The 23,716-nt window shown below is 59.7% G+C and carries 23 protein-coding genes; 16 read left to right on the top strand and 7 right to left on the bottom strand.

Translation table 11 applies throughout. From position 1 onward, the window contains the following. Positions 1–43: 43 nt before the first annotated feature. From PSH64_RS22020 to PSH64_RS21975, 10 genes are all read left to right on the top strand, one after another. Positions 44–793, top strand: coding sequence for an electron transfer flavoprotein subunit beta/FixA family protein (locus PSH64_RS22020; RefSeq protein ID WP_105343061.1), 750 nt, complete (start codon positions 44–46; stop codon positions 791–793). Further along, positions 794–1,723, top strand: a complete 930-nt coding sequence (locus PSH64_RS22015; protein ID WP_105343063.1) for an electron transfer flavoprotein subunit alpha/FixB family protein — start codon at positions 794–796, stop codon at positions 1,721–1,723. It abuts the gene before it with no gap. 81 nt (positions 1,724–1,804) lie between these two features. Then, complete coding sequence (locus tag PSH64_RS22010; RefSeq protein WP_105343065.1) at positions 1,805–2,653, top strand: ABC transporter substrate-binding protein; 849 nt, start codon at positions 1,805–1,807, stop codon at positions 2,651–2,653. Positions 2,654–2,662: 9 nt separating this feature from the next. Then, the gene (locus PSH64_RS22005; RefSeq protein ID WP_105343067.1) at positions 2,663–3,019 is read left to right on the top strand and encodes a DUF4398 domain-containing protein; all 357 of its coding nucleotides are present in this window, start codon (positions 2,663–2,665) and stop codon (positions 3,017–3,019) included. After that, positions 3,016–3,828, top strand: a complete 813-nt coding sequence (locus PSH64_RS22000) for an OmpA family protein (protein ID WP_105343069.1) — start codon at positions 3,016–3,018, stop codon at positions 3,826–3,828. Before PSH64_RS22005 ends, PSH64_RS22000 begins: the two co-directional genes overlap by 4 nt. A gap of 202 nt (positions 3,829–4,030) precedes the next feature. Beyond that, the gene (locus tag PSH64_RS21995) at positions 4,031–5,470 is read left to right on the top strand and encodes a PLP-dependent aminotransferase family protein (RefSeq protein ID WP_105343071.1); all 1,440 of its coding nucleotides are present in this window, start codon (positions 4,031–4,033) and stop codon (positions 5,468–5,470) included. Positions 5,471–5,557: 87 nt separating this feature from the next. Further along, the gene (locus tag PSH64_RS21990) at positions 5,558–6,025 is read left to right on the top strand and encodes a translation initiation factor 2 (RefSeq protein WP_105343073.1); all 468 of its coding nucleotides are present in this window, start codon (positions 5,558–5,560) and stop codon (positions 6,023–6,025) included. A 166-nt stretch (positions 6,026–6,191) separates the two neighbouring features. After that, entirely contained in the window at positions 6,192–6,446 is a 255-nt protein-coding gene (locus tag PSH64_RS21985) for a YkgJ family cysteine cluster protein (RefSeq protein WP_305478673.1), read from the top strand. 41 nt (positions 6,447–6,487) lie between these two features. Then, positions 6,488–7,090: an START domain-containing protein gene (locus PSH64_RS21980; RefSeq protein ID WP_105343078.1), complete on the top strand. Its 603-nt coding sequence runs from the start codon at positions 6,488–6,490 to the stop codon at positions 7,088–7,090. A gap of 512 nt (positions 7,091–7,602) precedes the next feature. Next, positions 7,603–9,696: an LTA synthase family protein gene (locus PSH64_RS21975; RefSeq protein WP_305478672.1), complete on the top strand. Its 2,094-nt coding sequence runs from the start codon at positions 7,603–7,605 to the stop codon at positions 9,694–9,696. A gap of 60 nt (positions 9,697–9,756) precedes the next feature. Here PSH64_RS21975 and PSH64_RS21970 read toward each other — a convergent pair whose 3' ends face one another. After that, the gene (locus tag PSH64_RS21970) at positions 9,757–9,915 is read right to left on the bottom strand and encodes a DUF3309 family protein (protein ID WP_172901242.1); all 159 of its coding nucleotides are present in this window, start codon (positions 9,913–9,915) and stop codon (positions 9,757–9,759) included. A gap of 288 nt (positions 9,916–10,203) precedes the next feature. Here PSH64_RS21970 and PSH64_RS21965 point away from each other — a divergent pair, with 288 nt between their 5' ends. The 3 genes from PSH64_RS21965 (at position 10,204) to csrA (ending at position 11,756) form a co-directional block, all read left to right on the top strand. Then, the gene (locus PSH64_RS21965) at positions 10,204–11,019 is read left to right on the top strand and encodes an SDR family oxidoreductase (RefSeq protein WP_105343084.1); all 816 of its coding nucleotides are present in this window, start codon (positions 10,204–10,206) and stop codon (positions 11,017–11,019) included. A gap of 65 nt (positions 11,020–11,084) precedes the next feature. Beyond that, positions 11,085–11,417 (top strand): YnfA family protein, encoded by a 333-nt coding sequence (locus tag PSH64_RS21960; RefSeq protein ID WP_105343086.1) that lies wholly within the window; start codon positions 11,085–11,087, stop codon positions 11,415–11,417. 153 nt (positions 11,418–11,570) lie between these two features. Continuing rightward, positions 11,571–11,756 (top strand): carbon storage regulator CsrA, encoded by a 186-nt coding sequence (gene csrA, locus PSH64_RS21955; RefSeq protein ID WP_064616631.1) that lies wholly within the window; start codon positions 11,571–11,573, stop codon positions 11,754–11,756. Positions 11,757–11,761: 5 nt separating this feature from the next. Here the strand turns inward: csrA and PSH64_RS21950 are convergent, their stop codons facing one another. The 5 genes from PSH64_RS21950 to mnmC form a co-directional block, all read right to left on the bottom strand. Next, positions 11,762–11,989 (bottom strand): YheU family protein, encoded by a 228-nt coding sequence (locus PSH64_RS21950; RefSeq protein WP_003199186.1) that lies wholly within the window; start codon positions 11,987–11,989, stop codon positions 11,762–11,764. Positions 11,990–12,196: 207 nt separating this feature from the next. After that, the gene (locus tag PSH64_RS21945) at positions 12,197–13,387 is read right to left on the bottom strand and encodes an osmoprotectant NAGGN system M42 family peptidase (RefSeq protein WP_105343091.1); all 1,191 of its coding nucleotides are present in this window, start codon (positions 13,385–13,387) and stop codon (positions 12,197–12,199) included. A 167-nt stretch (positions 13,388–13,554) separates the two neighbouring features. Continuing rightward, positions 13,555–15,303 (bottom strand): N-acetylglutaminylglutamine synthetase, encoded by a 1,749-nt coding sequence (gene ngg, locus PSH64_RS21940; RefSeq protein WP_305478670.1) that lies wholly within the window; start codon positions 15,301–15,303, stop codon positions 13,555–13,557. 3 nt (positions 15,304–15,306) lie between these two features. Further along, a complete protein-coding gene (locus tag PSH64_RS21935; protein ID WP_305478669.1) occupies positions 15,307–17,079 on the bottom strand; it encodes an N-acetylglutaminylglutamine amidotransferase in 1,773 nt (590 codons plus the stop codon). A gap of 123 nt (positions 17,080–17,202) precedes the next feature. Then, entirely contained in the window at positions 17,203–19,185 is a 1,983-nt protein-coding gene (gene mnmC / locus PSH64_RS21930) for a bifunctional tRNA (5-methylaminomethyl-2-thiouridine)(34)-methyltransferase MnmD/FAD-dependent 5-carboxymethylaminomethyl-2-thiouridine(34) oxidoreductase MnmC (RefSeq protein WP_305478668.1), read from the bottom strand. A 172-nt stretch (positions 19,186–19,357) separates the two neighbouring features. On the opposite strand from mnmC, the gene pap reads away from it, so the two are divergent. Both pap and PSH64_RS21920 read left to right on the top strand, forming a co-directional pair. Beyond that, positions 19,358–20,881 (top strand): polyphosphate:AMP phosphotransferase, encoded by a 1,524-nt coding sequence (gene pap, locus PSH64_RS21925; RefSeq protein WP_105343101.1) that lies wholly within the window; start codon positions 19,358–19,360, stop codon positions 20,879–20,881. A gap of 105 nt (positions 20,882–20,986) precedes the next feature. Beyond that, entirely contained in the window at positions 20,987–22,171 is a 1,185-nt protein-coding gene (locus tag PSH64_RS21920) for a thiolase family protein (RefSeq protein ID WP_105343104.1), read from the top strand. 115 nt (positions 22,172–22,286) lie between these two features. Here the strand turns inward: PSH64_RS21920 and PSH64_RS21915 are convergent, their stop codons facing one another. Continuing rightward, on the bottom strand, positions 22,287–22,481 hold the full coding sequence (locus PSH64_RS21915; protein WP_105343106.1) for a DUF6316 family protein: 195 nt from the start codon (positions 22,479–22,481) through the stop codon (positions 22,287–22,289). Positions 22,482–22,682: 201 nt separating this feature from the next. On the opposite strand from PSH64_RS21915, the gene PSH64_RS21910 reads away from it, so the two are divergent. Continuing rightward, entirely contained in the window at positions 22,683–23,642 is a 960-nt protein-coding gene (locus tag PSH64_RS21910; protein WP_105343109.1) for a DMT family transporter, read from the top strand. Positions 23,643–23,716 lie beyond the last annotated feature (74 nt).

Raw genomic sequence — 23,716 nt, 5'->3', positions numbered from 1 at the left:
CGCCTAGGCGACTTTCTTTTCACCGGAGAGTAACGAGGAATCCATGAAGGTTCTTGTAGCTGTCAAACGCGTTGTGGATTACAACGTCAAGGTTCGCGTCAAGGCGGACAATTCCGGCGTCGACCTCGCTAACGTCAAGATGTCGATGAACCCGTTCTGCGAAATCGCAGTGGAAGAAGCCGTACGTCTGAAAGAGAAAGGCGTTGCGACTGAAATCGTCGTCGTCTCCATCGGCCCGTCCACCGCTCAAGAGCAACTGCGCACCGCGCTGGCTCTGGGTGCCGACCGCGCCATCCTCGTCGAATCCGCTGAAGATCTGACTTCCCTGGCCGTGGCCAAGCTGCTCAAGGCTGTGGTCGACAAGGAACAACCTCAACTGGTGATCCTCGGTAAACAAGCCATCGATAGCGACAATAACCAGACTGGCCAGATGCTCGCGGCATTGAGCGGCTACGGTCAGGGCACGTTCGCATCCAAAGTCGAAGTGTCCGGCGATACGGTTGCCGTGACCCGCGAAATCGACGGCGGCGCGCAGACCGTTTCCCTGAAACTGCCGGCCATCGTCACTACCGACCTGCGTTTGAACGAGCCGCGCTACGCGTCCTTGCCAAACATCATGAAAGCCAAGAAGAAGCCTCTCGAAGTGCTGACTCCGGACGCTTTGGGCGTTTCCACCGCCTCCACCAACAAGACCGTGAAAGTCGAAGCGCCGGCTGCGCGCAGCGCGGGTATCAAGGTCAAGTCGGTGGCTGAACTGGTCGAGAAACTGAAAAACGAAGCGAAGGTAATCTAAATGACTATCTTGGTTATTGCTGAACACGACAACAAAGTGCTGGCCCCGGCCACGCTGAACACCGTTGCTGCTGCCGCCAAGATCGGTGGCGACATCCACGTTCTGGTTGCAGGCCAGGGCGCTGGCGCCGTGGCTGAAGCCGCTGCGAAAATCGCTGGCGTGAGCAAAGTCCTGAACGCTGACAATGCCGCTTACGCGCATCAACTGCCGGAAAACGTTGCTCCACTGGTAGCCGAACTGGGCAAGGGCTACAGCCACATTCTGGCCGCCGCCACGTCCAACGGCAAAAACATCCTGCCGCGCGTTGCCGCTCAGCTGGACGTTGACCAGATCTCCGAGATCATCTCGGTCGAAAGCGCCGACACCTTCAAGCGCCCGATCTATGCCGGTAACGCCATCGCTACCGTGCAGTCGACCGCTGCGATCAAAGTGATCACCGTGCGTGCTACCGGTTTCGACCCGGTGGCGGCTGAAGGTGGTTCGGCGGCCGTTGAAGCCGTTGCCGCTGCCCACGACGCTGGCATCTCCAGCTTCGTCGGCGAAGAACTGGCCAAGTCCGACCGTCCGGAACTGACCGCTGCCAAGATCGTCGTTTCCGGCGGCCGCGGCATGCAGAACGGCGACAACTTCAAACACCTGTACGCCCTGGCCGATAAGCTGGGCGCTGCCGTCGGTGCTTCCCGCGCCGCGGTCGACGCAGGTTTCGTACCCAACGACATGCAGGTCGGTCAGACCGGCAAGATCGTTGCGCCACAGCTGTACATCGCCGTCGGTATCTCCGGCGCGATCCAGCATCTGGCCGGCATGAAAGACTCCAAGGTGATCGTCGCGATCAACAAGGACGAAGAAGCGCCGATCTTCCAGGTGGCCGATTACGGCCTGGTGGCGGACCTGTTCGAAGCCATCCCTGAGTTCGAGAAGCTGGTCTAATCCGGCAGCTTGACTTATAAAGAGCCCGGCCTTTTGGTCGGGCTTTTTTTTGTTCCGGATTTGAGTGGGGAGAGTGTTGCCATGGATCTGCGCCACTGGTTTGGCTGCTCTTTTTTGCCAGGGTTGTGTTTAAGCCTGACCCTATTACCGGGGCTGTCCATCGCTGCGGGAAAATGCGAGCGCTTGATCGTGACCGGCAGTCCCGACGCACCGCCGTACCTGTGGCAAGACCCGCAAAACCCCAAGCACCTGATCGGCGCCAGTGCTGATTTGTTGCAGCAAGTGGCGGGGGAGTTGGGCATCAAGGTTGAACTGCTTTATGCCGGCAAACGTTCCCAGGCCCTGGACGAAGTGCGCAGCGGGCGCATGGACATGCTGGCCGATGCGCCGTTGACGGTCACTGAGCTGGAAAATCTGGATTACATCCATCCACCGTTGCTGGAAAACGATTACCTGGTCTGGACCCGCAACGATTCACTACTGGTCTACAACGAGGCGCAGGACCTTCACGGTCATCCCGGCGCGTTGTCGGAAAAGGCTCGAGTGACGCCAGCATTCGGCACTTTCGCCGAGCAGCAATTGACCCTCATGCGCACGCCCAATCTGACTCAGGCCTTTCAGAAATTGCTGCTCGGCGAGGTGGAATTTGTCCTTGCCGGTCGCTACTCGGGCATGGCCATGGCGCAAACGCTGGGGATGGCCAATGACTTGATGGCCCGACCACAACCGATCGACAAACCTGGCCTGTATCTCGCGGTTTCCCATAACTCTGCCTGCAACGATCCTTGGTTGCGCGGACAGCTGGCCAAAAAGATGACAGAATTGCCCGCGTCCGGACTGACGGAAGCCGCGCTGCTGCGCAATATCGAGCGTTGGAAAGCGCAACGCTCCCTGCCGCAGCAACAACCTGTCAGTACCCCAATACAGTAGGGATTTTTAGTGAGTATTCGACCTCTTTTCGCTGCCCTGGCCGTTCTGGCTCTGGCGGGTTGTGCAGCCGATCCGGCGCCGAATGAACAAATACGCCTGACCGAACAGGCCCTCGAACAAGCCAAGGCCGTGGGCGCTACCGCCGACGAAGTGCCGGAGCTGAAGCTGGCCCAGGACAAGTTCAACCGTGCCAAGGGCAACATGGCCGACCAATCCTACAAGAATGCGCGCATGCGGGCCGAGCAGGCCGAGCTGGACGCGCGCCTGGCCGAAGCCCGGGTCCTGACCCACAAGAGCGAGGAGCAGTTGAACGTGCTCAATACCCGCATCACCCGCCTGCGCAAGCAACTGGGAGATGCCCAATGAACCTGAAGACCAAAGCACTCGGCGGCTTGATCCTGGCCGGCTGCGCAAGCCTTTATGGCTGCGCCGGTCAACACAGCGAAGCTGCGTTGCAGCAGGCCGGTGCCGACTTCCAGAAGGTCAAGGAAGACTCCAACGTGTTGCGTATTGCGCCCAAAGACGTGATCCGTGCCGGCGAGTCCCTGGCCCGCGCCGATCGTCTGTCCAGTTACTGGGGCAGCGGTTCTGACGTGGTGCATTACGCCTATCTGAGCCAGCGCTACAGCGAAATTGCCCGGGAACACACCAATCAAGTGCTCAATGAAGAGCGCGCAGCGAAGCTCGAACTCGAGCGTCAGCGCCTGCAATTGGCGCTGCGTGAGTCCAAGTTGCTCAGCGTGCAGCAACAGGGCAAGTGGCTCGAAGAGCAGATCGTGGCGCTGGCGACCACCCAGACTGACCGTGGTCTGGTGATGACCCTGGGTGATGTGCTGTTCGATACCGGTGAGGCGGAGCTGAAGAGCTCGGCGAACCGTGTGGTGCTGAAGATCGTCCAGTTCCTGCAGCTCAACCCCAAGCGGGTGGTGCGGATCGAGGGCTACACCGACAGCACCGGCGGTAAACAGGAAAACCTCAAGCTGTCCCGCGATCGTGCGCAATCGGTGGCCGATGTGCTGATGGACCTGGGCATCGACGACAAACGCATTCAGGTTGAAGGTTACGGCGATGAATACCCGGTGGACGCCAACGCTTCCGAGCGCGGTCGTGCCCAGAACCGTCGGGTGGAAATTGTGTTCTCCGACGAAAAAGGCCAGCTCGGCGCGGCTCGTTAAGGGCTGCGTCACTGGAAAAACCCGGCCTGCTCAGCAGCGCCGGGTTTTTTTGCGCCCGTCAAATGCATCATAAAACAGTACAGTTTTTGCTGACACCGCACTGTATGGTCGACTATTGTGGCAACTGTCCCAGTACACTTCTAAACTGTTCCGGTATTGTTTCACACAAGAATAAAATGCCCGTGAAATCGAGTGCTGCGTCATGACCAATCTCTTGCTCTATCAACGTATTGCTCAGCAACTGGCCGAAGACATCCGCCGCGGTGTCTATCAGCCGGGAGAGCGCGTGCCTTCGGTGCGCAAGATGAGCTCGCAGCTCAACGTCAGCCATGCGACGGTGTTGCAGGCCTACGCCAACCTTGAAGATCAAGGGCTGATCCGTGCCCGGCCGCAATCCGGTTACTACGTGCACCAGACGCCGGCCCTGACGGCACCGACCCCGGACATCGCCCGGGTCGAGCGCCCAGGCCTGGTCACCCGCAGCAGCATCATTCAGCAAGTCCTGGTCGAATCCCGCCGCGAGGGGGTATTCCCGTTGGGCGCGGCCGTACCGAGTGTCGATTATCTGCCGGTGCGGGCGTTGCATCAGCAATTGGCCAAAGTCACCCGTTTTCATAGTCCGCGGGCGTTCAGCTACATGTTCAGCCCCGGTTTTGAGCCGTTGCGGCGGCAAGTGGCGATCCGCATGCGCGATGCCGGCGTGGTGGTCGATCCGTCGGAAGTGGTGATCACCCATGGCTGCGTCGATGCGCTGCAGATGTCATTGCGCGTATTGACCCGGCCAGGCGATCTGATCGCTGCCGAGTCCCCGACTTATTATGGTTTGCTGCAACTGGCCGATCTGCTGGGGCTGAAGGTCATCGAGATCCCCAGTGATCCGGCTACCGGCATGAGCCTCGAAGCGCTGCAACTGGCGGCCAATCAGTGGTCGATCAAGGCGCTGGTGCTGACCACGCGCTTGAGTAATCCTTTGGGCGGCACCATGCCTGAAGAGCGGCAGAAACAGCTGCTGCGCCTGGCTTCGGATTTCGATATCCAGATCGTCGAAGACGATATTTATGGCGAGCTGATGTTCGAGCAGGGCCGCACCAAATCGCTCAAGGCCTATGACCGGCTGGATCGGGTGATTTACTGCTCCAGTTTCTCCAAGACCCTGTCGCCCGGCGTGCGGATCGGCTGGATGATTGCCGGCAAGTACCAGCCGGAAATCCAGCGCTTGCAGACTTTCAGCACCCATTCAGCGTGCAGCGTCACGCAAATGGGCATTGCGGCCTACCTGGAAAACGGCGGTTACGACCGGCATTTGCGTTATATCCGTCAGGAGTACCGCAAGAATCTCAGCGCTTTCCAGTTGGCAGTACAGCAATACTTCCCGGAAGGTACGCAGATGACCCGGCCTACCGGCGGTTTCATTCTGTGGGTCAGCCTGCCGGGGCGGGTCAACACGCAAGAGTTGCATGTGCGTGCGTTGCAGCAGGGCATCAGCATTGCACCGGGGCTGATTTTCAGTAACACCGAGCAGTTCAATCACTGCATTCGCCTGAACTGTGGCATCCCCTGGAACCGCGAGGCCGAGCGTGCATTGATGACGCTGGGGTTGCTGGCAACGCAACTTTGCCAAGAGACGACGAGCGGTTTTTAACCGGCCGGGCCGTTGTGAACTGCCCGCTTGTCTTGTCGTCTCCAACAGGCGAGCATATAGCCTTCTGCCGTTCGCGTCGTTGGGTCCATGAAGCCGATTTTTCCTGCCGCCTGGTTATTGATCTGCCTGTTGATGACTTGTCACGCGGAAGGTGTCATGGCGGCTTCCGTTCAGGAAAAACCGACAGCCAGCACAACCACTGATAAAACAGCGCCGGTCAAAAAAGCCACTCCGGTCAAAAAGAAGGCTGCACCGGTAAAAAAACGCTCCCCCATTGCTTCCAAGTCGAAACCGGCCAGTGAAGTGGTGAAAACCAAACTCCCTCCGGCCACTCTCGACTTGAGTTTGCCCAAGGACAAGGTCGAAGAATTGAAACCGGTCGGCACGGTCCCGTTGCCCCGACACGATGCGGTGTTGCCACAAATGTTCGGTGACAAGAGCAGTCCGTTTCAGCTCAACGGTCGCCTGATCAGTAACGAAATGAAGCTGCAGTTGCGCAATGAAGAGCGCCGGGAAGTTGAAGGCGCGGCGCTGGAATTCGAGTTCAAACAGTAAATCTCCCCCCATTCGTGACCCGCGTGACAGACGTTTTGTCGGAGACTGGTCAGTCACGTTCGTTTGAGCGTAAAAACCCGGCCCGGGTAATTTAAAACAGTCGTTTTAGCCGTTACTCTGTGCCACGTCCCTTTAACACATTGCCCGTCGCGAGGAGCTTGTCGTCATGAGATGCCGTGAAGGCTGTGGCGCCTGTTGCATTGCCCCTTCCATCAGTTCGCCGATTCCTGGCCTGCCCAACGGCAAAGCCGCCGGAGAACGTTGCGTACAACTGTCTGCCGATAACTTGTGCAGCATTTTCGGCAGGCCGGAACGTCCTGCGGTGTGTTCTGCATTTGAGGCTGATGTGGAAGTCTGTGGAAGCAACCGCGACGAAGCGATCAAATTGCTGGGCTGGTGGGAGCAAATGACGGCCGCGTGATGTGTTCAACGAACGGAACTTCAACAATAAGGAATAAGACTATGGGTTCGCTGCATCGTATCGCTGTGCTGTGTGGTTTGACGGTTTTACTGGCCTCCACGGCCCAGGCCGAAGACTGGAAAACCACCAAGGACGAAGACGGTATCAAGGTGTCCTTGAGTGAGGTGGCCGGTTCCCAATACAAGGCTTACCGTGGTGTAACGGTCATGAAGACCACCATGGCCAAGCTGCGTGCATTGCAGGAAGACGTTCCGGGAGCCTGTGCCTGGATTCACGAGTGCAAGACCCAGAAGCTGCTCAAGCACGAAGGCAATCAGAGCTGGACCTACACTCAGTTCAATACGCCCTGGCCGGTCACTGCTCGCGATTCGGTATTGCATGTCACCACCGTTGACGGCGCTGATGGCAGCCTGACCCGCGAGCTGGAAGGGCAGCCGAAGTACCTTCCGGAAGAAAAGGGGTTTGTACGGGTCGCCCAGGTCAAGGGTTTCTGGAAGTTCGTGCCTAAAGGCGATCAAGTCGAAGTGACTTATCAGGTTCACACCGATCCAGGCGGCAGCGTGCCGTCGTGGTTGGCCAACAAGTTCGTGGTCGATGCGCCGTTCAATACCCTCAAAGCGCTGAGGGAACGTGCCGAGAAGTAACGGCGTACCCTGTTGATTTACGGCCGTGTTCAACAACGCCCCGATTCGATCGGGGCGTTTGGTTTTTTATTGAGAGAAGGGCTTTATTTTGTTTCCGGATATGCGTTGAACGAAATTTTCACAAAGCCTCCAAGACAATTCACCTCAACGAGCCAACCCTGCAACTTTGCGCCACGCCTCTTGTACCTGGACGCTATGAGCGGCAGTTTGGCTGTCGGGCAGTAATCAATGGCAATGCCGCGGTTGATCGTGCAACATTTGCGCACCGCGCACGCCCCGGGGCCTAGGATGGCCAACAGAGGGCAAAGCGCCTAATGCCAGTTCAGTCAAGCGCAATCCATGTGGGAGCGGGCTTGCCCGCGAAGACGGTGCCACAGTCAACATTGATGTCGCCTGACACACCACTTTCGCGAGTAAGCCCGCTCCCACCGGTTCCGTTCCTTGACTGACGAGCGTTAGGCAAAGCGCACTGTATTTTTGTAACTTCAACTTCCAATGGGTCCTTAAACGACATGGCAAACCCGGACGCCCTGAATCAGCAGCGAGCTACCAGTCGCCTGCTGCAACCGACCGTCAAATCGCATCTGGCCTACACGCTGTTGTGCGCCCTGATCATGATGGTCATGTTCAGCCTGCTGCGCGTTGCGCTGCTGGTCTACAACCGCTCGATGATCCTCGACACACCGGCTTCGACCTTCATGGAAGCGTTCGCCAATGGCCTGCGTTTCGATTTGCGCCTGGTGGTTTACCTCAGCGTTCCGCTGCTGCTGGCCCTGTTCAGCGCCCGAGCCATGGCGGCTCGCGGGTTCTTCCGGCTCTGGCTGACCGTCGCCTCGAGTATCGCGCTGTTCCTCGGCTTGATGGAGATGGACTTCTACCGCGAGTTCCACCAGCGACTCAACGGCCTGGTCTTCCAGTACGTGAAAGAAGACCCGAAAACCGTGATGAGCATGCTCTGGTACGGTTTTCCGGTGGTTCGCTACCTGTTGGCCTGGGCCGTGGGCACCTTGATTCTGACCCTGGCGTTCAAGGGCGCCGACCGCGCCACGCGTCCTCGCGGGCCGTTCAGCGGTGGCAGCATCGGCACGCGCCAGGTCGCTCCGTGGTATGCGCGCGGCATGGTGTTCGTGGTCTGCCTGCTGGTCTGCGTGGTCGCGGCTCGTGGCACCTTGCGTCAGGGCCCGCCGCTGCGTTGGGGTGACGTCTATACCACCGATTCGAACTTCGCCAACCAGTTGGGCCTGAACGGCACGCTGTCGCTGATCGCGGCGGCCAAGAGCCGGATGTCCGAAGACCGCGACAATATCTGGAAGGCAACTCTGCCACAGCCGCAAGCTCAGAAAATCGTGCGTGACATGCTGGTGATGCCGGACGAAAAACTGGTGGATGCCGATATCGCTGCGGTGCGTCGTGATTACGTGCCGCCGGCCGACAAGACCCTGCCGATCAAGAACGTTGTCGTGATCCTGATGGAAAGCATGGCCGGTCACTCGGTGGGTGCCTTGGGCGCACCGGGAAACATCACGCCGTACCTCGACAAACTGTCGAAAGAAGGCCTGCTGTTCGATCGCTTCTTCTCCAACGGGACGCATACCCATCAGGGTATGTTCGCCACCATGGCCTGCTTCCCGAACCTACCGGGTTTCGAATACCTGATGCAGACCCCGGAAGGCAGCCACAAGTTGTCCGGCCTGCCGCAGTTGCTCAGCGCTCGTGATTACGGCGATGTGTATGTCTATAACGGCGATTTTGCTTGGGATAACCAGTCGGGTTTCTTCAGTAACCAGGGGATGACCAACTTCATTGGTCGTAACGACTTTGTGAACCCGGTGTTCTCCGATCCGACCTGGGGCGTGTCCGACCAGGACATGTTCGACCGTGGTCTGATAGAGCTCAAGGCGCGGGAAAACGGCAAGCCGTTCTATGCGTTGCTGCAAACGCTGTCCAACCACACGCCCTATGCCTTGCCGACACCATTGCCGGTTGAGCGCGTAACCGATCGCGGCAGCCTGAACGAGCATTTGACCGCCATGCGTTACGCGGACTGGGCACTGGGACAATTCTTTGAAAAGGCTCGCAAGGAGCCTTACTTCAAGGAAACCCTGTTTGTCATCGTGGGTGACCACGGTTTCGGCAACGAGCGTCAGATCACCGAAATGGACCTGGGCCGCTTCAACGTACCGATGTTGATGATTGCACCGGGCATCCAGGAAAAGTTCGGCCAGCGTGACCATACCGTGGGCACTCAGATCGACGTCGTGCCGACCATCATGGGCCGTATTGGTGGTGAAGTACGTCATCAGTGTTGGGGACGTGACCTGCTCAATCTGCCTGAAGGCGACACCGGTTTTGGTGTGATCAAGCCGTCGGGAAGTGAGCAAACCACCGCCATCATCACAGCTGACCAGATTCTGGTTCTGCCAAAGGATAAGGAAATGGCGCCGAAGATGTACCAGTACGAACTGGGTGCGACGCCTCACGCCGAGATCGTTCCGAATGCACCGCGTACGGCTGAGTTGAAGCTCAAGCTCGAAGCGTTCCTGCAAACAGCGACCAAAAGCCTGCTCGACAACACCGCTGGTGTGGTTAACGGCAAACCGGATTAACTATTGACGCAATTAAAAAGAGGCCCTTCGCAGGGCCTCTTTTTTTTGCCGGCAAAATCTTTATATCTTGCCAAGCAGCAGCAGGATCAACAGCACCACCAACACCACGCCGATGATACCGGACGGGCCGTAACCCCAACTTCTGGAGTGCGGGAAGACCGGGAGGCCGCCTATCAGCAACAGGATAAGAATAACGATAAGAATTGTGCCCATGTCTATTTCCTTGTTGGAAGCGTTGTGGGTTTGACCTGGCGTTTTAGCCATCAGCTGGACTTGTATTAATCTTAGCTGCTTAAAAAATCCGACTCATGGCTATGAAGAAAAATTCCAAGTTTTTTTAATGTTTTTGGAAAGTATGTTTATTTCTTTTGCTGTGTCTCGAAGTTGAAACAACCGCACCACGCCGTGGTTCATCGCTGGCCATTCAGCACTCTGATGGAGCGTGGGTCGCGCATTATCCTTCGCTACACTCGGTGCATCTTCCCCGGAACAACAAGGCTGTTTGCTATGCAAAATCGCATGATGATCACTGGCGCGGGCTCAGGCCTGGGTCGCGAAATCGCGCTGCGCTGGGCGCGTGAAGGCTGGCAGTTGGCCTTGTCGGATGTCAGTGAGCCCGGCTTGCAGGAAACCCTCAAGTTGGTGCGCGAAGCCGGCGGTGACGGCTTCATTCAGCGTTGCGATGTGCGCGACTACAGTCAGTTGACCGCCTTCGCCCAAGCCTGCGAAGAGAAGTTCGGCGGCATCGACGTCATCGTCAACAACGCCGGTGTGGCCTCGGGTGGGTTCTTCAGCGAACTGTCGCTGGAGGACTGGGACTGGCAGATCGCGATCAACCTGATGGGGGTGGTCAAGGGCTGCAAGGCCTTCCTGCCGCTGCTGGAGAAAAGCAAAGGCAAGATCATCAACATCGCCTCGATGGCGGCGTTGATGCAAGGCCCGGCCATGAGCAACTACAACGTGGCCAAGGCGGGCGTAGTGGCGTTGTCCGAGAGTCTGTTGATTGAATTGGCGCACGAGGAAGTCAGCGTGCATGTGGTTTGCCCGTCGTTCTTCCAGACCAACCTGCTGGACTCTTTCCGCGGTCCGACCCCGGCCATGAAAGCCCAGGTCGGCAAATTGCTGGAAAGCTCGCCGATCAGCGCCGCCGATATTGCTGACTACATCTATCGCCAGGTCGCTGTCGGCGAATTCATGATCCTGCCCCACGAACAGGGGCGCATGGCCTGGGCGATCAAGCAGAAAGACCCGCAATTGCTCTATAACGAAATGACCGTGATGGCCGACAAAATGCGCGCCAAGGCCAAACAAAACGCAGGCTGAACTTGCCTGTGCGCAACACCGTCGTTAGGGTGGCCGCCAACCGGCCATCCCAACGAGACGTCTGCATGCTCAATTACCTTTGGTTTTTCCTCGCCGCGCTGTTCGAAATCGCCGGCTGCTTCGCTTTCTGGATGTGGCTGCGTCAGGGTAAAAGCATGTGGTGGGTCATCCCGGCCTTACTCAGCCTGACGTTGTTTGCGCTACTGCTGACCCGGGTCGAAGCGAGCTATGCCGGTCGCGCCTATGCGGCCTACGGTGGTATCTACATTATTGCGTCGATTGGCTGGCTGGCGGTGGTCGAGCGGATTCGTCCACTGGGTTCGGACTGGATCGGCGTGGCGCTGTGTGTACTCGGGGCGAGTGTCATTCTGTTTGGTCCGCGTCTTACCGCTTCCTGAAGGATCGGTCCTTCATTCGGGCGGTTTGTCGGACGCGTCCGTCAGGACGATGCTGCCTGCGCTGTAGGGCGGGACTGTTTTGCGGTTGTTGCATTGAAGACCCGCTACGCGCCGGGCATCTTCAGGGTCCGCTAACCCTGAAGGATGAATGCCATGCTTGTACTCAGTCGCGTTGTGGGCGAATTGATATCCATTGGTGACAACATTTCCGTGCGGGTTCTCGCCGTCAACGGAAGCAGCGTGCGCTTCGGTGTTGAAGCGCCGCAGCAAGTCAACGTACACCGCGCCGAAGTCTACGAGCGCATCCAGATCAAACAGGCAAAAGCCAAAGCGCGTTAAGGGCTTCAGTCGAACAGGTGCTTGGGCACGTCGTGCTTGAGCATCAACTGGCATTGCTCGCTTTCCGGATCGAAGACGATCAGCGCCTGGCCTTTGGTCAATGCCTGACGAACGCGCAACACACGGGTTTCCAGCGGTGTGTCATCGCCATTGTCCGTGCCGTCGCGGGTCACGAAATCTTCGATGAGGCGGGTCAGGGTGTCGACTTCAAGTTGGTCGTGGGGAATCAGCATAAGGCACCTCGGTTAAACATTGGCGCGATGCTACGGCGAATGAAGGGGGGCGGCTAGCCCGGTCTGAACAGTTGTCTGCCAGGCCGCCTTCGCGAGCAAGCCCGCTCCCACATTCGACCGCATTTCTATGAAAGAACTCGGTCACCTGTGGGAGCGGGCTTGCTCGCGAAGACGATCGTTCAGACACCGAATGCCTACAGGTAAAACTCAGCCCTCCGAGCGCTGCCCAACCAAGCTATCCACCGACGGCACCCGCGTATCGCTTTCCATCTGCGTCTCGTGTTCGATCTGGTGACTGAAGCGGTCCAGCGATCCCTTGGCCGGTTGAGCATCGCTGGCGAATACCGGTGGGCTGAGGATGTAGGCACCGAGCAGACGACTGAGGGCGGCGAGGCTGTCGATGTGGGTGCGCTCGTAGCCGTGGGTGGCGTCGCAACCGAAGGCCAGCAGGGCGGTGCGAATGTCGTGGCCGGCGGTAACGGCCGAGTGAGCATCGCTGAAGTAATAGCGGAACAGGTCGCGGCGCGCCGGCAGTTCATTGTCACTGGCCAGACGCAGCAGATGGCGCGACAGATGATAGTCATACGGGCCGCCGGAATCCTGCATCGCCACGCTCACCGCGTGTTCGCTGGAGTGCTGGCCGGGCGCGACCGGCGCGATGTCGATGCCGACGAATTCACTGACATCCCAGGGCAGGGCGGCCGCGGCGCCACTGCCGGTTTCTTCGGTGATGGTGAACAGCGGATGGCAGTCGATCATCAGTTCTTCGCCGCTGTCGACAATCGCTTTCAGCGCCGCCAACAGTGCGGCAACGCCGGCCTTGTCATCGAGGTGACGGGCGCTGATGTGGCCGCTTTCGGTGAACTCGGGCAACGGGTCGAAGGCGACGAAATCGCCGACGCTGATCCCCAGCGAATCGCAATCGGCACGGGTGGCGCAATAGGCGTCCAGGCGCAGTTCGATGTGATCCCAACTGATGGGCATTTCATCCACGGCGGTGTTGAACGCGTGCCCGGAAGCCATCAACGGCAACACGCTGCCGCGGATCACGCCGTTGTCGGTGAACAGGCTGACGCGGCTGCCCTCGGCAAAACGGCTGGACCAGCAGCCAACCGGTGCCAGGGTCAGGCGGCCGTTATCCTTGATTGCGCGCACCGCCGCGCCAATGGTGTCCAGGTGAGCGGAGACTGCGCGGTCGGGGCTGTTTTTCTTGCCCTTGAGGGTGGCGCGGATGGTGCCGCGACGGGTCATTTCAAACGGAATGCCCAGCTCTTCGAGGCGCTCGGCGACGTACCGCACAATGGTGTCGGTAAAGCCGGTGGGGCTGGGAATGGCGAGCATTTCCAGCAGGACTTTTTGCAGATAATTGAGATCCGGTTCGGGAATTTTGCTGGTCATGGAAACTCCTGATGAAGTGAGAGCATCGATGGTTTCGATGAGGGGAGGTCTGGAGATATTCAGCGCCTGTGAGGCCGCCTTCGCGGGCAAGCCCGCTCCCACAGGGCAACGCGGTCAACTGTGGGAGCGGGCTTGCTCGCGAAGGCGCCGGCCCAGGCACTACATCACTAAGAGACCGCCGGCTGACTATGCGGAAACAACAAATCCACAAACCGCTCGGCTGTCGGTTGCGGTTCATGGTTGGCCAACCCTGCGCGTTCATTGGCTTCGATAAACACATACTCCGGCTGGTCGGCGGCCGGCACCATCAGGTCGAGCCCGACCATCGGAATATCCAGCGCCCGCGCCGCGCGCACCGCTGCGTCCACCAACGTTGGATGCAGGATCGCCGTGACGTCTTCAAGAATGCCGCCGGTATGAAGATTCGCCGTGCGTCGTACGAACAGATGCTCACCGGCCGGCAGAATGCTGCTGTAGTCATAACCCGCCGCCTGCAAGGTGCGCTGGGTTTCATGATCCTGCGGGATTTTGCTTTCGCCACTGGTTGCTGCCTGACGGCGACGGCTTTGGGCTTCGATCAGCGCACCGATGGAATGCTGACCATCGCCCACCACTTCCGCCGGTCGGCGAATGGCGGCCGCGATCACCTCGAAACCGATCACCAGAACCCGCAAGTCGAGGCCTTCGTGGAAGCTTTCCAGCAGCACTCGACTGTCGAATACGCGGGCGTTTTCGATGGCTTGCTGGACCTCTTCGATGCTGCGTAAATCCACCGCCACCCCTTGGCCCTGTTCGCCGTCCAGGGGTTTGACCACCACCCGTTCGTGCTCGTCAAGAAACGCCAGATTGTCGTCCGCGCTCCCCGCCAGCTGTTGGGCGGGTAGCTTGAGACCGGCGTTTTTCAGCACCTTGTGAGTCAGGCTTTTGTCCTGGCACAAGGTCATGCTGATGGCGCTGGTCAAATCACTCAGGGATTCACGGCAACGCACGCGGCGACTGCCGTGAATCAAGGTAAACAGGCCAGCCTGGGCGTCGTCGACCTGCACATCGATGCCGCGCCGATGAGCCTCCTCGACGATGATTCGCGCATACGGATTGAACTCGGCTTCCGGGCCAGGGCCCAGAAACAATGGCTGGTTGATGCCGTTCTTGCGCTTGATGGCGAAGGTCGACAAGTTGCGAAAACCGAGCTTGGCATAAAGGCTTTTCGCCTGACGGTTGTTGTGCAGCACCGACAGGTCCAGGTAACTCAGCCCACGACTCATGAAGTGTTCGATCAAGTGCCGCACCAGCACTTCACCGACGCCCGGGCGGGAGCATTGCGGATCGACCGCCAGGCACCACAGGCTGCTGCCGTTTTCCGGGTCGTTGAACGCCTTGTGATGATTCAGGCCCATGACACTGCCGATGATCGCGCCGCTGTCTTCATCTTCGGCCAGCCAGTAAACCGGGCCGCCCTGGTGATGGGGCGTCAGCAAGCCCGGATCGATCGGCAGCATGCCCCGGGCCTGATACAGCTGATTGATCGCCTGCCAGTCCGTTTCGCTTTGTGCCCGCCGAATGCGAAAACCGCGAAACACCCGGGTGGCCTGACGGTAATCGCTGAACCACAGACGCAAGGTGTCGGACGGGTCGAGAAACAGTTGCGCCGGTTCCAGCCCCAGCACTTGCTGGGGCGCGGCGACGTACAAGGCGATGTCCCGTTCACCGGGCTGCTCGTTGAGCAGCTCTTGGGCAAGGCTCGCCGCATCGGGAAAGGTATGCCCGATCAGCAGCCGGCCCCAACCGCAATGCACCGCGATTGGCGCGGCGCCCAATTCACTGCCGTCTTCGGCCAGGCGCGCCTGCAAGCGTTCGTAGGATGGCGCCTGACCGCGCAACAGGCGTTGGCTGTAAGCCGTGGCGTGGGGTTTCATCGATCAGATTCCTTGTTCACTGAGCCACAGGTTCAGGGCCGCCAATTGCCACAGCTTGGAGCCGCGCAACGGGGTCAGTTGACCTTGCGGATCGGTCAGCAGGCGGTCGAGCATGGCGGGATTGAACAAGCCGCGATCCTGGCTCGGGTCGAGCAGCAGTTCACGTACCCAGTTCAACGTGTCGCCCTGCAAATGCTTGAGGCCGGGGACCGGGAAGTAACCCTTTTTGCGGTCGATCACTTCACTGGGAATGACCAGCCGCGCCGCTTCTTTCAACACTTGCTTGCCGCCATCCGGCAGTTTGAATTTGCCCGGCACCCGCGCCGACAATTCCACCAGGCGATAGTCGAGAAACGGCGTACGCGCTTCCAGGCCCCAGGCCATGGTCATGTTGTCGACGCGTTTGACCGGGTCGTCCACCAGCATCACCGTGCTGTCCAGACGCAGGGCTTTGTCCACCGCGGCGTCGGCGCCGGGTTGTGCGAAATGCTCCTTCACGAAGTCGCCGGCCGCGTCGTTGGCCGTCAGCCATTTCGGCTGCACCGTGGCGGCATAGTCGGCGTAGCTGCGATCGAAAAACGCATCGCGATACGCTACGTACGGGTCGCTTGCGCCATCCACTTGTGGATACCAGTGATAACCGGCGAACAACTCGTCCGCGCCCTGGCCGCTTTGCACTACCTTGCAGTGCTTGGCCACTTCCCGGGACAGCAGGTAGAAGGCGATGCAGTCATGGCTGACCATCGGCTCGCTCATGGCGCGGAATGCCGCGGGCAGTTGCTCGATGATTTCTTTTTCGTCGATGCGCAGTTGGTGATGCTGCGTGCCGTAGTGCCTGGCGATCAGGTCTGAATACTGAAATTCGTCACCGCGCTCGCCGCCGGCATCCTGGAAACCGATGGAAAAGGTCGATAAATCTTCGACCCCGACTTCGCGCAACAGACCCACCAGCAGACTCGAATCGACGCCCCCGGACAGCAACACGCCAACGTCGACCGCCGCCCGTTGACGGATCGCCACCGCATCACGGGTGCTGTCGAGCACGCGGTCGCGCCAGTCTTCCAGGGTCAGGTTCATCTCGTCGGCGTGTGGGCCGTAGGGCAGGGTCCACCAGGTTTTCTGCTCGGTGGTGCCGTCCGCTTCGATACGCATCCAGCTCGCCGGGGGCAGTTTTTCGATGCCCGCCAACAAGGTGCGCGGGGCCGGGACCACCGCGTGGAAATTCAAGTAATGATTGAGCGCCACCGGATCGAGGATCGGGTTGATATCGCCGCCCTTGAGCAGTGCCGGCAAAGCCGAGGCAAAGCGCAGGCGTTGACCGGTGCGTGACAGGTACAAGGGTTTTACGCCGAGCCGGTCGCGGGCGATGAACAGCCGCTGGGCGTCGCGCTCCCAAATGGCGAAGGCGAACATGCCATTGAGCTTGGGCAACAGTGCTTCGCCCCAGGCGTGATAGCCCTTGAGCAGCACTTCGGTGTCGCCACCGGAATAGAAGGCGTAACCGAGGTTTTCCAGCTCGGTGCGCAGTTCCGGGAAGTTGTAGATGGCGCCGTTGAAGGCCAGGGACAGACCCAGTTGGTTATCGATCATCGGCTGCGCCGAGCCGTCCGACAGGTCCATGATTTTCAGGCGCCGATGGCCCAGGGCAATCGGCCCCTGGCTGTGGAAACCCCACGCGTCAGGGCCACGAGGGGCCAGGTGATGGGTGATTCGTTCAATGGCTGCGAGGTCCGCAGGCTGATGGTCGAAACGTAATTCTCCAGCTAATCCGCACATAAGTCCTTACCGGTTTTTCCGTTGGGGAGGGTCAATCGATACCTCGCCAAAAACGGCGGGTACCCGGAAACTGACCCATGTGAATCCCTGGAGTTTTAGACCGATAAGTTATAAGTCTGCGGATCAGACTTTTCCGCGGATCAACTGGCGCAAGGCAAAACGGTTGGGATGGCAGGCTTCGGCCACGGCTTTGGGCAACGGCAAAGGCTCATTCTCAAGCCATGCCGCCAGCAGCTCGCCGGACAATGGGGCAGTGATCAAACCGCGAGAACCATGACCGCTGTTGACGTAAAACCCATCGAGCCACGGGCAGGGCACGTCGGGCACTTGCCGGGCATCTTTGCTCAGCGCGGCATAGGCATTGGCGAAGCTGGCCTGGTCGGCCAGTGGTCCGACGATCGGCAGGTAATCGGGACTGGTGCAGCGGAACGCCGCGCGCCCTTCAAGCTGCTGCGGGTCCAGGTCTTGAAGATGTAGACGGGCGACCAGGTCGGTGGAGATTTCCTCGAGCAACGCCAGGTTGCCGAGGTGTTCGGCAACGGTCGGGGCTAGATCGTCATTCTTGAAATCGAAGCTGGCGCCAAGCGTGTGTTCGCCCAGACGTGCGGGCGCCACATAGCCTTCGGCGCAGACAACGGTCGCCAGGCTCTGGCTTTCAGGGGTTTGCGCCAGCCGGGTGATCTGGCCGCGAATGCGTTTGAGCGGCAGCTCGGCGCTGTACGGAAAACGCTTGATCTCGGCGGCGCCGGCCAGAATCACCACGGGAGCGCTGGCCAAAAGTGTTTCGCCATCCCAGGCCTGCCATTGATCATCGACCTTGCGCAGCTCCAGCACCTCGCGATGGGGCAGCCACTGGATGTTCGCCGAGGACGCCTGCCACTGGCACAACGCGGGCGGGTGAACCCAACCGCCTTCGGGGAAGAACAAGCCGCCGTGCTCCAGTTCGATGCCGGCCCGGACCTGTGCTTGCGGTTGATCGAGCAGGTGCACCAGGTCTGGCGAAAACGCCGCGGCCAGTTGCACCTGGCGCTCGGCTTCCTTGGCATTGAAGGCCAGTTGCAAGACCCCGCAATCGTCCCATTCGACGCCACGCTGTAACTGTTCCAGCAGGCGCCGGGTGTAACCAAAACCACTGACGATCAACTGCGACAACGCCGTGCCGTGGGCCGAAAGCTTGAGGTACAGCACCCCCTGAGGATTGCCCGAGGCTTCCTGCGCCAGTGCTTGGTGACGTTCCAGCAGGCTCACGTGCCAACCCCGCGCGGCGAGGCTGGCGGCGCTGGCGCAACCGGCCAGCCCGGCACCGATTACCAGGGCGCGGCGTTCGCCGGCCAGCGGTTGTGGGCGAGCGAACCAGGGTTTTGTCGCGATCGGTTTCGCCACCTCTTCAGGCCAGCCAAGAAAGGTGCCCCGCAAGATCTCCCACTTGTGGCCGATGCCTGGCGTGCGCTTCATCTTGAAGCCCGCCGCATTCAGCAGCCGGCGCACCCAACCGGTGCTGGTGAAGGTGCTGATGGTCGAGCCGGGTGCCGCCAGACGGGCCAGTTCGGCAAACAGCTCGGCGGTCCACATGTCGGGGTTTTTCGCCGGGGCGAAACCGTCGAGAAACCAGGCGTCGATCTGCGCGTCCAGTTGCGGCAACTGCTCCAGTGCATCGCCGATCAGCAAGGTCAGGGTGACGCGGCCGTTGCCCAGTACCAAACGCTGAAAGCCCTGATGGATCGCCACATATTGCGCCAGCAGTTGATCGGCGAACGGCTTGAGTTCTGGCCATAACGCCAGGGCTCGTTGCAGATCGGGGGCGCTCAGCGGGTACTTTTCAACACTGACAAAATGCAGCCGCGCACCGGCCAGCGCGTGCTGTTCGAACAACTGCCAGGCACAGAGAAAATTCAGCCCGGTGCCGAAACCGGTTTCGCCAATCACCAGTCGACCACCCGCCGGCAGCGCGGCGAAGCGGTCGCGCAAATCGTTTTGCTCCAGAAACACGTAGCGGGTTTCTTCAAGGCCCGAATGGTCGGAAAAATACACATCATCGAACACCCGCGAGCGCGGGCGACCTTGGTCATCCCAGTCAAGCTGGGCGTGGGGCAATACAGGGTTCATGGCAGGCTCGGCAACGGCAAGACCGCCATTCTAGCCGATTGCCGTGGTGGTGCTTGATCCAAGGCAAAACACTAATAACGCAACCCCCCTCGTCACAAAACTCCTTAGGAATTTCTCTGATGACCGCCTGCCGAATCCGCTAGTCTTGCTCAATCCTGGAAGGAGCTGCTTTATGTTCGAATCCGCCGAAATCGGTCATGTCATCGACAAAGAAACCTATGAAGCCGAACTGCCGGCGTTGCGTGAAGCCTTGCTTGAAGCGCAGTTCGAACTTCGGCAGCAACACCGTTTTCCGGTCATCGTTTTGATCAACGGCATCGAAGGCGCCGGCAAGGGCGAGACGGTCAAATTGCTCAACGAGTGGATGGACCCGCGCCTGATCGAGGTCCGCACCTTCGACCAGCAGACCGACGAAGAACTGGCACGACCACCCGCCTGGCGCTACTGGCGGATGCTCCCGGCCAAGGGGCGCATGGGGATTTTCTTCGGTAACTGGTACAGCCAGATGCTGCAAGGGCGGGTTCATGGTTTGTTCAAGGATCCGCGACTCGACCAAGCCATCAACGGCGCCGAGCGGCTGGAGAAGATGTTGTGCGACGAAGGCGCGCTGATCTTCAAGTTCTGGTTTCACCTCTCCAAGAAACAAATGAAAGCGCGGCTCAAGGCGCTGGCCGATGACCCGCTGCACAGCTGGCGCATCAGCCCGCTGGACTGGCAGCAATCGGCGACCTACGACAAATTCGTGAAGTACGGCGAACGGGTGCTGCGCCGCACCAGCCGTGACTACGCGCCGTGGCATGTGATTGCCGGTCTGGATGCGCGTTATCGCAGCCTGGCGGTCGGCAAGATTCTGCTCGAAGGTCTGCAGAGCGCGCTCAAGAGACCCAGGATCCATCCGTACAAAGTCAGTGCCGCGCCTTTGTCTCCCAGTGTCGATCAGGTGAATCTGCTCGACAGCCTGGACCTGACTCTGCACCTGGACAAGGACGATTACGAAGAACAACTGATTACCGAGCAGGCACGGTTTTCCGGGCTGATGCGCGACAAGCGCATGCGTCGCCACGCACTGATCGCAGTGTTCGAAGGCAACGATGCGGCCGGCAAGGGCGGGGCGATCCGGCGGGTGGCCGCGGCGCTCGACCCCCGTCAGTACAACATTGTGCCGATCGCCGCGCCCACCGAAGAAGAACGGGCGCAGCCGTATCTCTGGCGGTTCTGGCGGCATATTCCGGCGCGGGGGAAATTCACTGTGTTCGACCGTTCCTGGTACGGCCGGGTGCTGGTGGAGCGCATCGAGGGCTTTTGCAGCGAGGCGGACTGGTTGCGTGCCTACGGCGAGATCAACGACTTCGAAGAGCAGCTCGACGATGCCGGGGTGATCGTGGTCAAGTTCTGGCTGACCATCGACAAACAGACTCAGATGGAGCGCTTCCAGGAGCGCGAAGAGATCCCCTTCAAGCGTTTCAAGATCACTGAAGACGACTGGCGTAACCGCGAAAAGTGGGGCGATTACCGCGCTGCGGTCGGCGATATGGTCGACCGCACCAGCACCGAGGTATCGCCCTGGACCCTGGTGGAAGCCAACGACAAGCGCTGGGCGCGGGTCAAGGTATTGCGCACCCTCAATGAGGCGCTGGAAGCAGCATTCGAAAAGTCCGACAAACGCGAGAAGAAACTGCAAAAGCGCAAACGCTGAGCCGATGGTTACGCATACGCGGGGTGAATGATTGTCGCGGTCAGTCATGGGTGGGACTTATGCTCGGTCCAACTCCTGACTGACAACAACAATGAGGTGTATGCCATGCGTGAAGTGGTGATCGTCGACAGCGTGCGGACCGGCCTGGCCAAATCCTTTCGCGGCAAATTCAACATGACCCGTCCCGACGACATGGCGGCCCATTGTGTCAACGCGCTGCTCACGCGCAATGATGTCGACCCGGCCAGCGTCGAGGATTGCATCGTCGGCGCCGGCTCCAATGAAGGCGCCCAGGGTTTCAACATCGGTCGTAACGTCGCGGTGCTGTCGCACCTGGGCATCGGCACCGGTGGCATGACCCTTAACCGCTTCTGTTCGTCGGGCTTGCAGGCCATCGCCATTGCCGCCAACCAGATCGCATCGGGTTGCAGCGACATCATCGTCGCCGGCGGCGTTGAATCCATCAGCCTGACCATGAAAAGCGTCAACACCGACAACCTGATCAACCCGCTGCTGAAAGATCAGGTGCCGGGCATCTATTTCCCTATGGGCCAGACGGCCGAGATCGTCGCGCGTCGCTACAGCGTCAGCCGCGAACAGCAGGATCTGTACGCCCTGCAAAGCCAGCAACGGACTGCCCTGGCGCAGGCCGCCGGCTTGTTCAGCGATGAAATCGTGCCGATGGCGGTGAAGTATCGCGTTGAAGACAAGGTCACCGGCCAGGTGCAGATCCTCGACGGCATTGTCGATCACGACGACTGCAACCGCCCCGATACCACCCTGCAAAGCCTGGCCGGGTTGAAACCGGTGTTTGCCGAAGATGGTTCGGTGACGGCCGGCAACTCGTCGCAGCTGTCTGACGGCGCCTCGATGACCCTGGTGATGAGCCTGGAAAAAGCCCTGGCGCTGGGGCTCAAGCCCAAAGCCTTCTTTCGTGGTTTCGCCGTGGCCGGGTGCCAGCCGGACGAGATGGGCATCGGCCCGGTGTTCTCGGTGCCGAAACTGCTCAAGGCCAAGGGGTTGCAGGTTGCCGACATTGATCTGTGGGAACTCAACGAAGCATTCGCTTCGCAATGCCTGTACAGCCGCGATCGGCTGGAAATCGATAACGACAAATACAACGTCAATGGCGGCTCGATTTCCATCGGCCACCCGTTCGGCATGACCGGCTCGCGTCAGGTCGGGCACATCGTGCGCGAGTTGCAGCGGCGTAACCTGCGTTACGGCATCGTCACCATGTGCGTGGGGGGCGGGATGGGGGCTACGGGGTTGTTTGAGGCGGTGCGTTAGACCTTAAGTGTTTTGTTGTCTGATCAACCGCATTCGCGAGCAAGCCCGCTCCCACACGTGACCGGACACGGTTAAATGTGGGAGCGGGCTTGCTCGCGAATACAGGCGCCACGGTTTACCGTTGCATCCGCAAAACCTGCATCCGCTCGATATAAGCCTGAATCTCTTTCTCGGCCGTCGCTGCATTATCGAACGGCCCCTCCAGGGTTTGTTCCCGGGTGGTGAAATACAACTCTCCATTCACACGACACAACCGGTCACAGCGAAAGTGCGTGGCGGGGGCGTTGTCCTGGGCGCGCATGCCATACATGGGCGATCTCCTGCAGAAGGCGGTTTCAATGAGCTTATGCATGAACTACTTGCAACGCCTCGCCAGCTGATCGACGGCATATCGTCAATTTAATGATGCGACCTGCACAGTTTCATTTGCGGCCCATCGGTAACTGTCCCTGTGTCGGGCCCTGGTCTGAGCCTAGAATGACCGTTCTTGCCAAAGGGCTTCGGGGTCAGCATGCATATTTCATCGGGTCGCTGGGTATACGGTTTGTTCCTGGCCTTGCTGACTGCGTTGTTGTGGGGAATCCTGCCGATCAAACTCAAACAAGTGCTGCTGGTGATGGACCCGGTGACGGTGACTTGGTTTCGTTTGCTGGTGTCCGGCGGTTGCCTGTTTATTTATCTGGCGGCGACCAGGCGCCTGCCGAGTCGCAAAGTGCTCGGCCCGCGTGGTGGCTGGCTGGTGGTAATGGCGGTACTCGGTCTGGTCGGCAACTACGTGCTGTACCTGATGGGCCTGAACCTGCTCAGCCCCGGCACCGCGCAGCTGGTGGTGCAAATGGGCCCGATCATGTTGCTGATCGCCAGTCTGTTCGTGTTCAAAGAGCGTTTCAGCGTGGGGCAGGGGATTGGCCTGCTGGTGCTGCTGATCGGCTTTGCACTGTTCTTCAATCAGCGCTTGGGCGAATTGCTCACCTCCCTGACCGATTACACCGCGGGCGTGCTGATGGTGCTGTTGGCGTCGACGGTCTGGACCTTCTATGCCTTGGGTCAGAAGCAGTTGCTCACGGTGTGGAATTCGTTGCAGGTGATGATGGTGATTTACCTGTTCTGCGCGCTGTTGCTCACGCCGTGGGTGCATCCGCTGGAAGCACTGCAACTGAGCCCGCTGCAAGGCTGGCTGCTGCTGGCGTGCTGTTTGAACACGCTGATCGCTTATGGCGCGTTTGCTGAAGCGCTGGCGCATTGGGAGGCTTCGCGGGTGAGTGCGACGCTGGCGATCACGCCGCTGGTGACCTTTGCCGCCGTGGCTGTGGCGGCCTGGTTATGGCCTGATTTTGTGCATGCCGAGACAATCAACGGTCTGGGTTATGGCGGAGCGGTGCTGGTGGTGCTCGGGTCGGCGCTGGTGGCGTTGGGGCCATCGTTGATCGCCGGGCTCAGGGCTCGGCGGGTGCGGATGGCGGCCAGTTAGACCGCGTTACCGTTAATCGCGGGCAAGCCACGCTCCCACAGGTTTTATGTCGATCACAACACCCGTGAGCGACC

The organism is Pseudomonas sp. FP1742, from assembly GCF_030687145.1.
Lineage (GTDB): Bacteria > Pseudomonadota > Gammaproteobacteria > Pseudomonadales > Pseudomonadaceae > Aquipseudomonas > Aquipseudomonas frederiksbergensis_D.
Note: the sequence above shows the minus strand (reverse complement) of the source record. Positions and strands in the feature narration are given on the sequence as shown.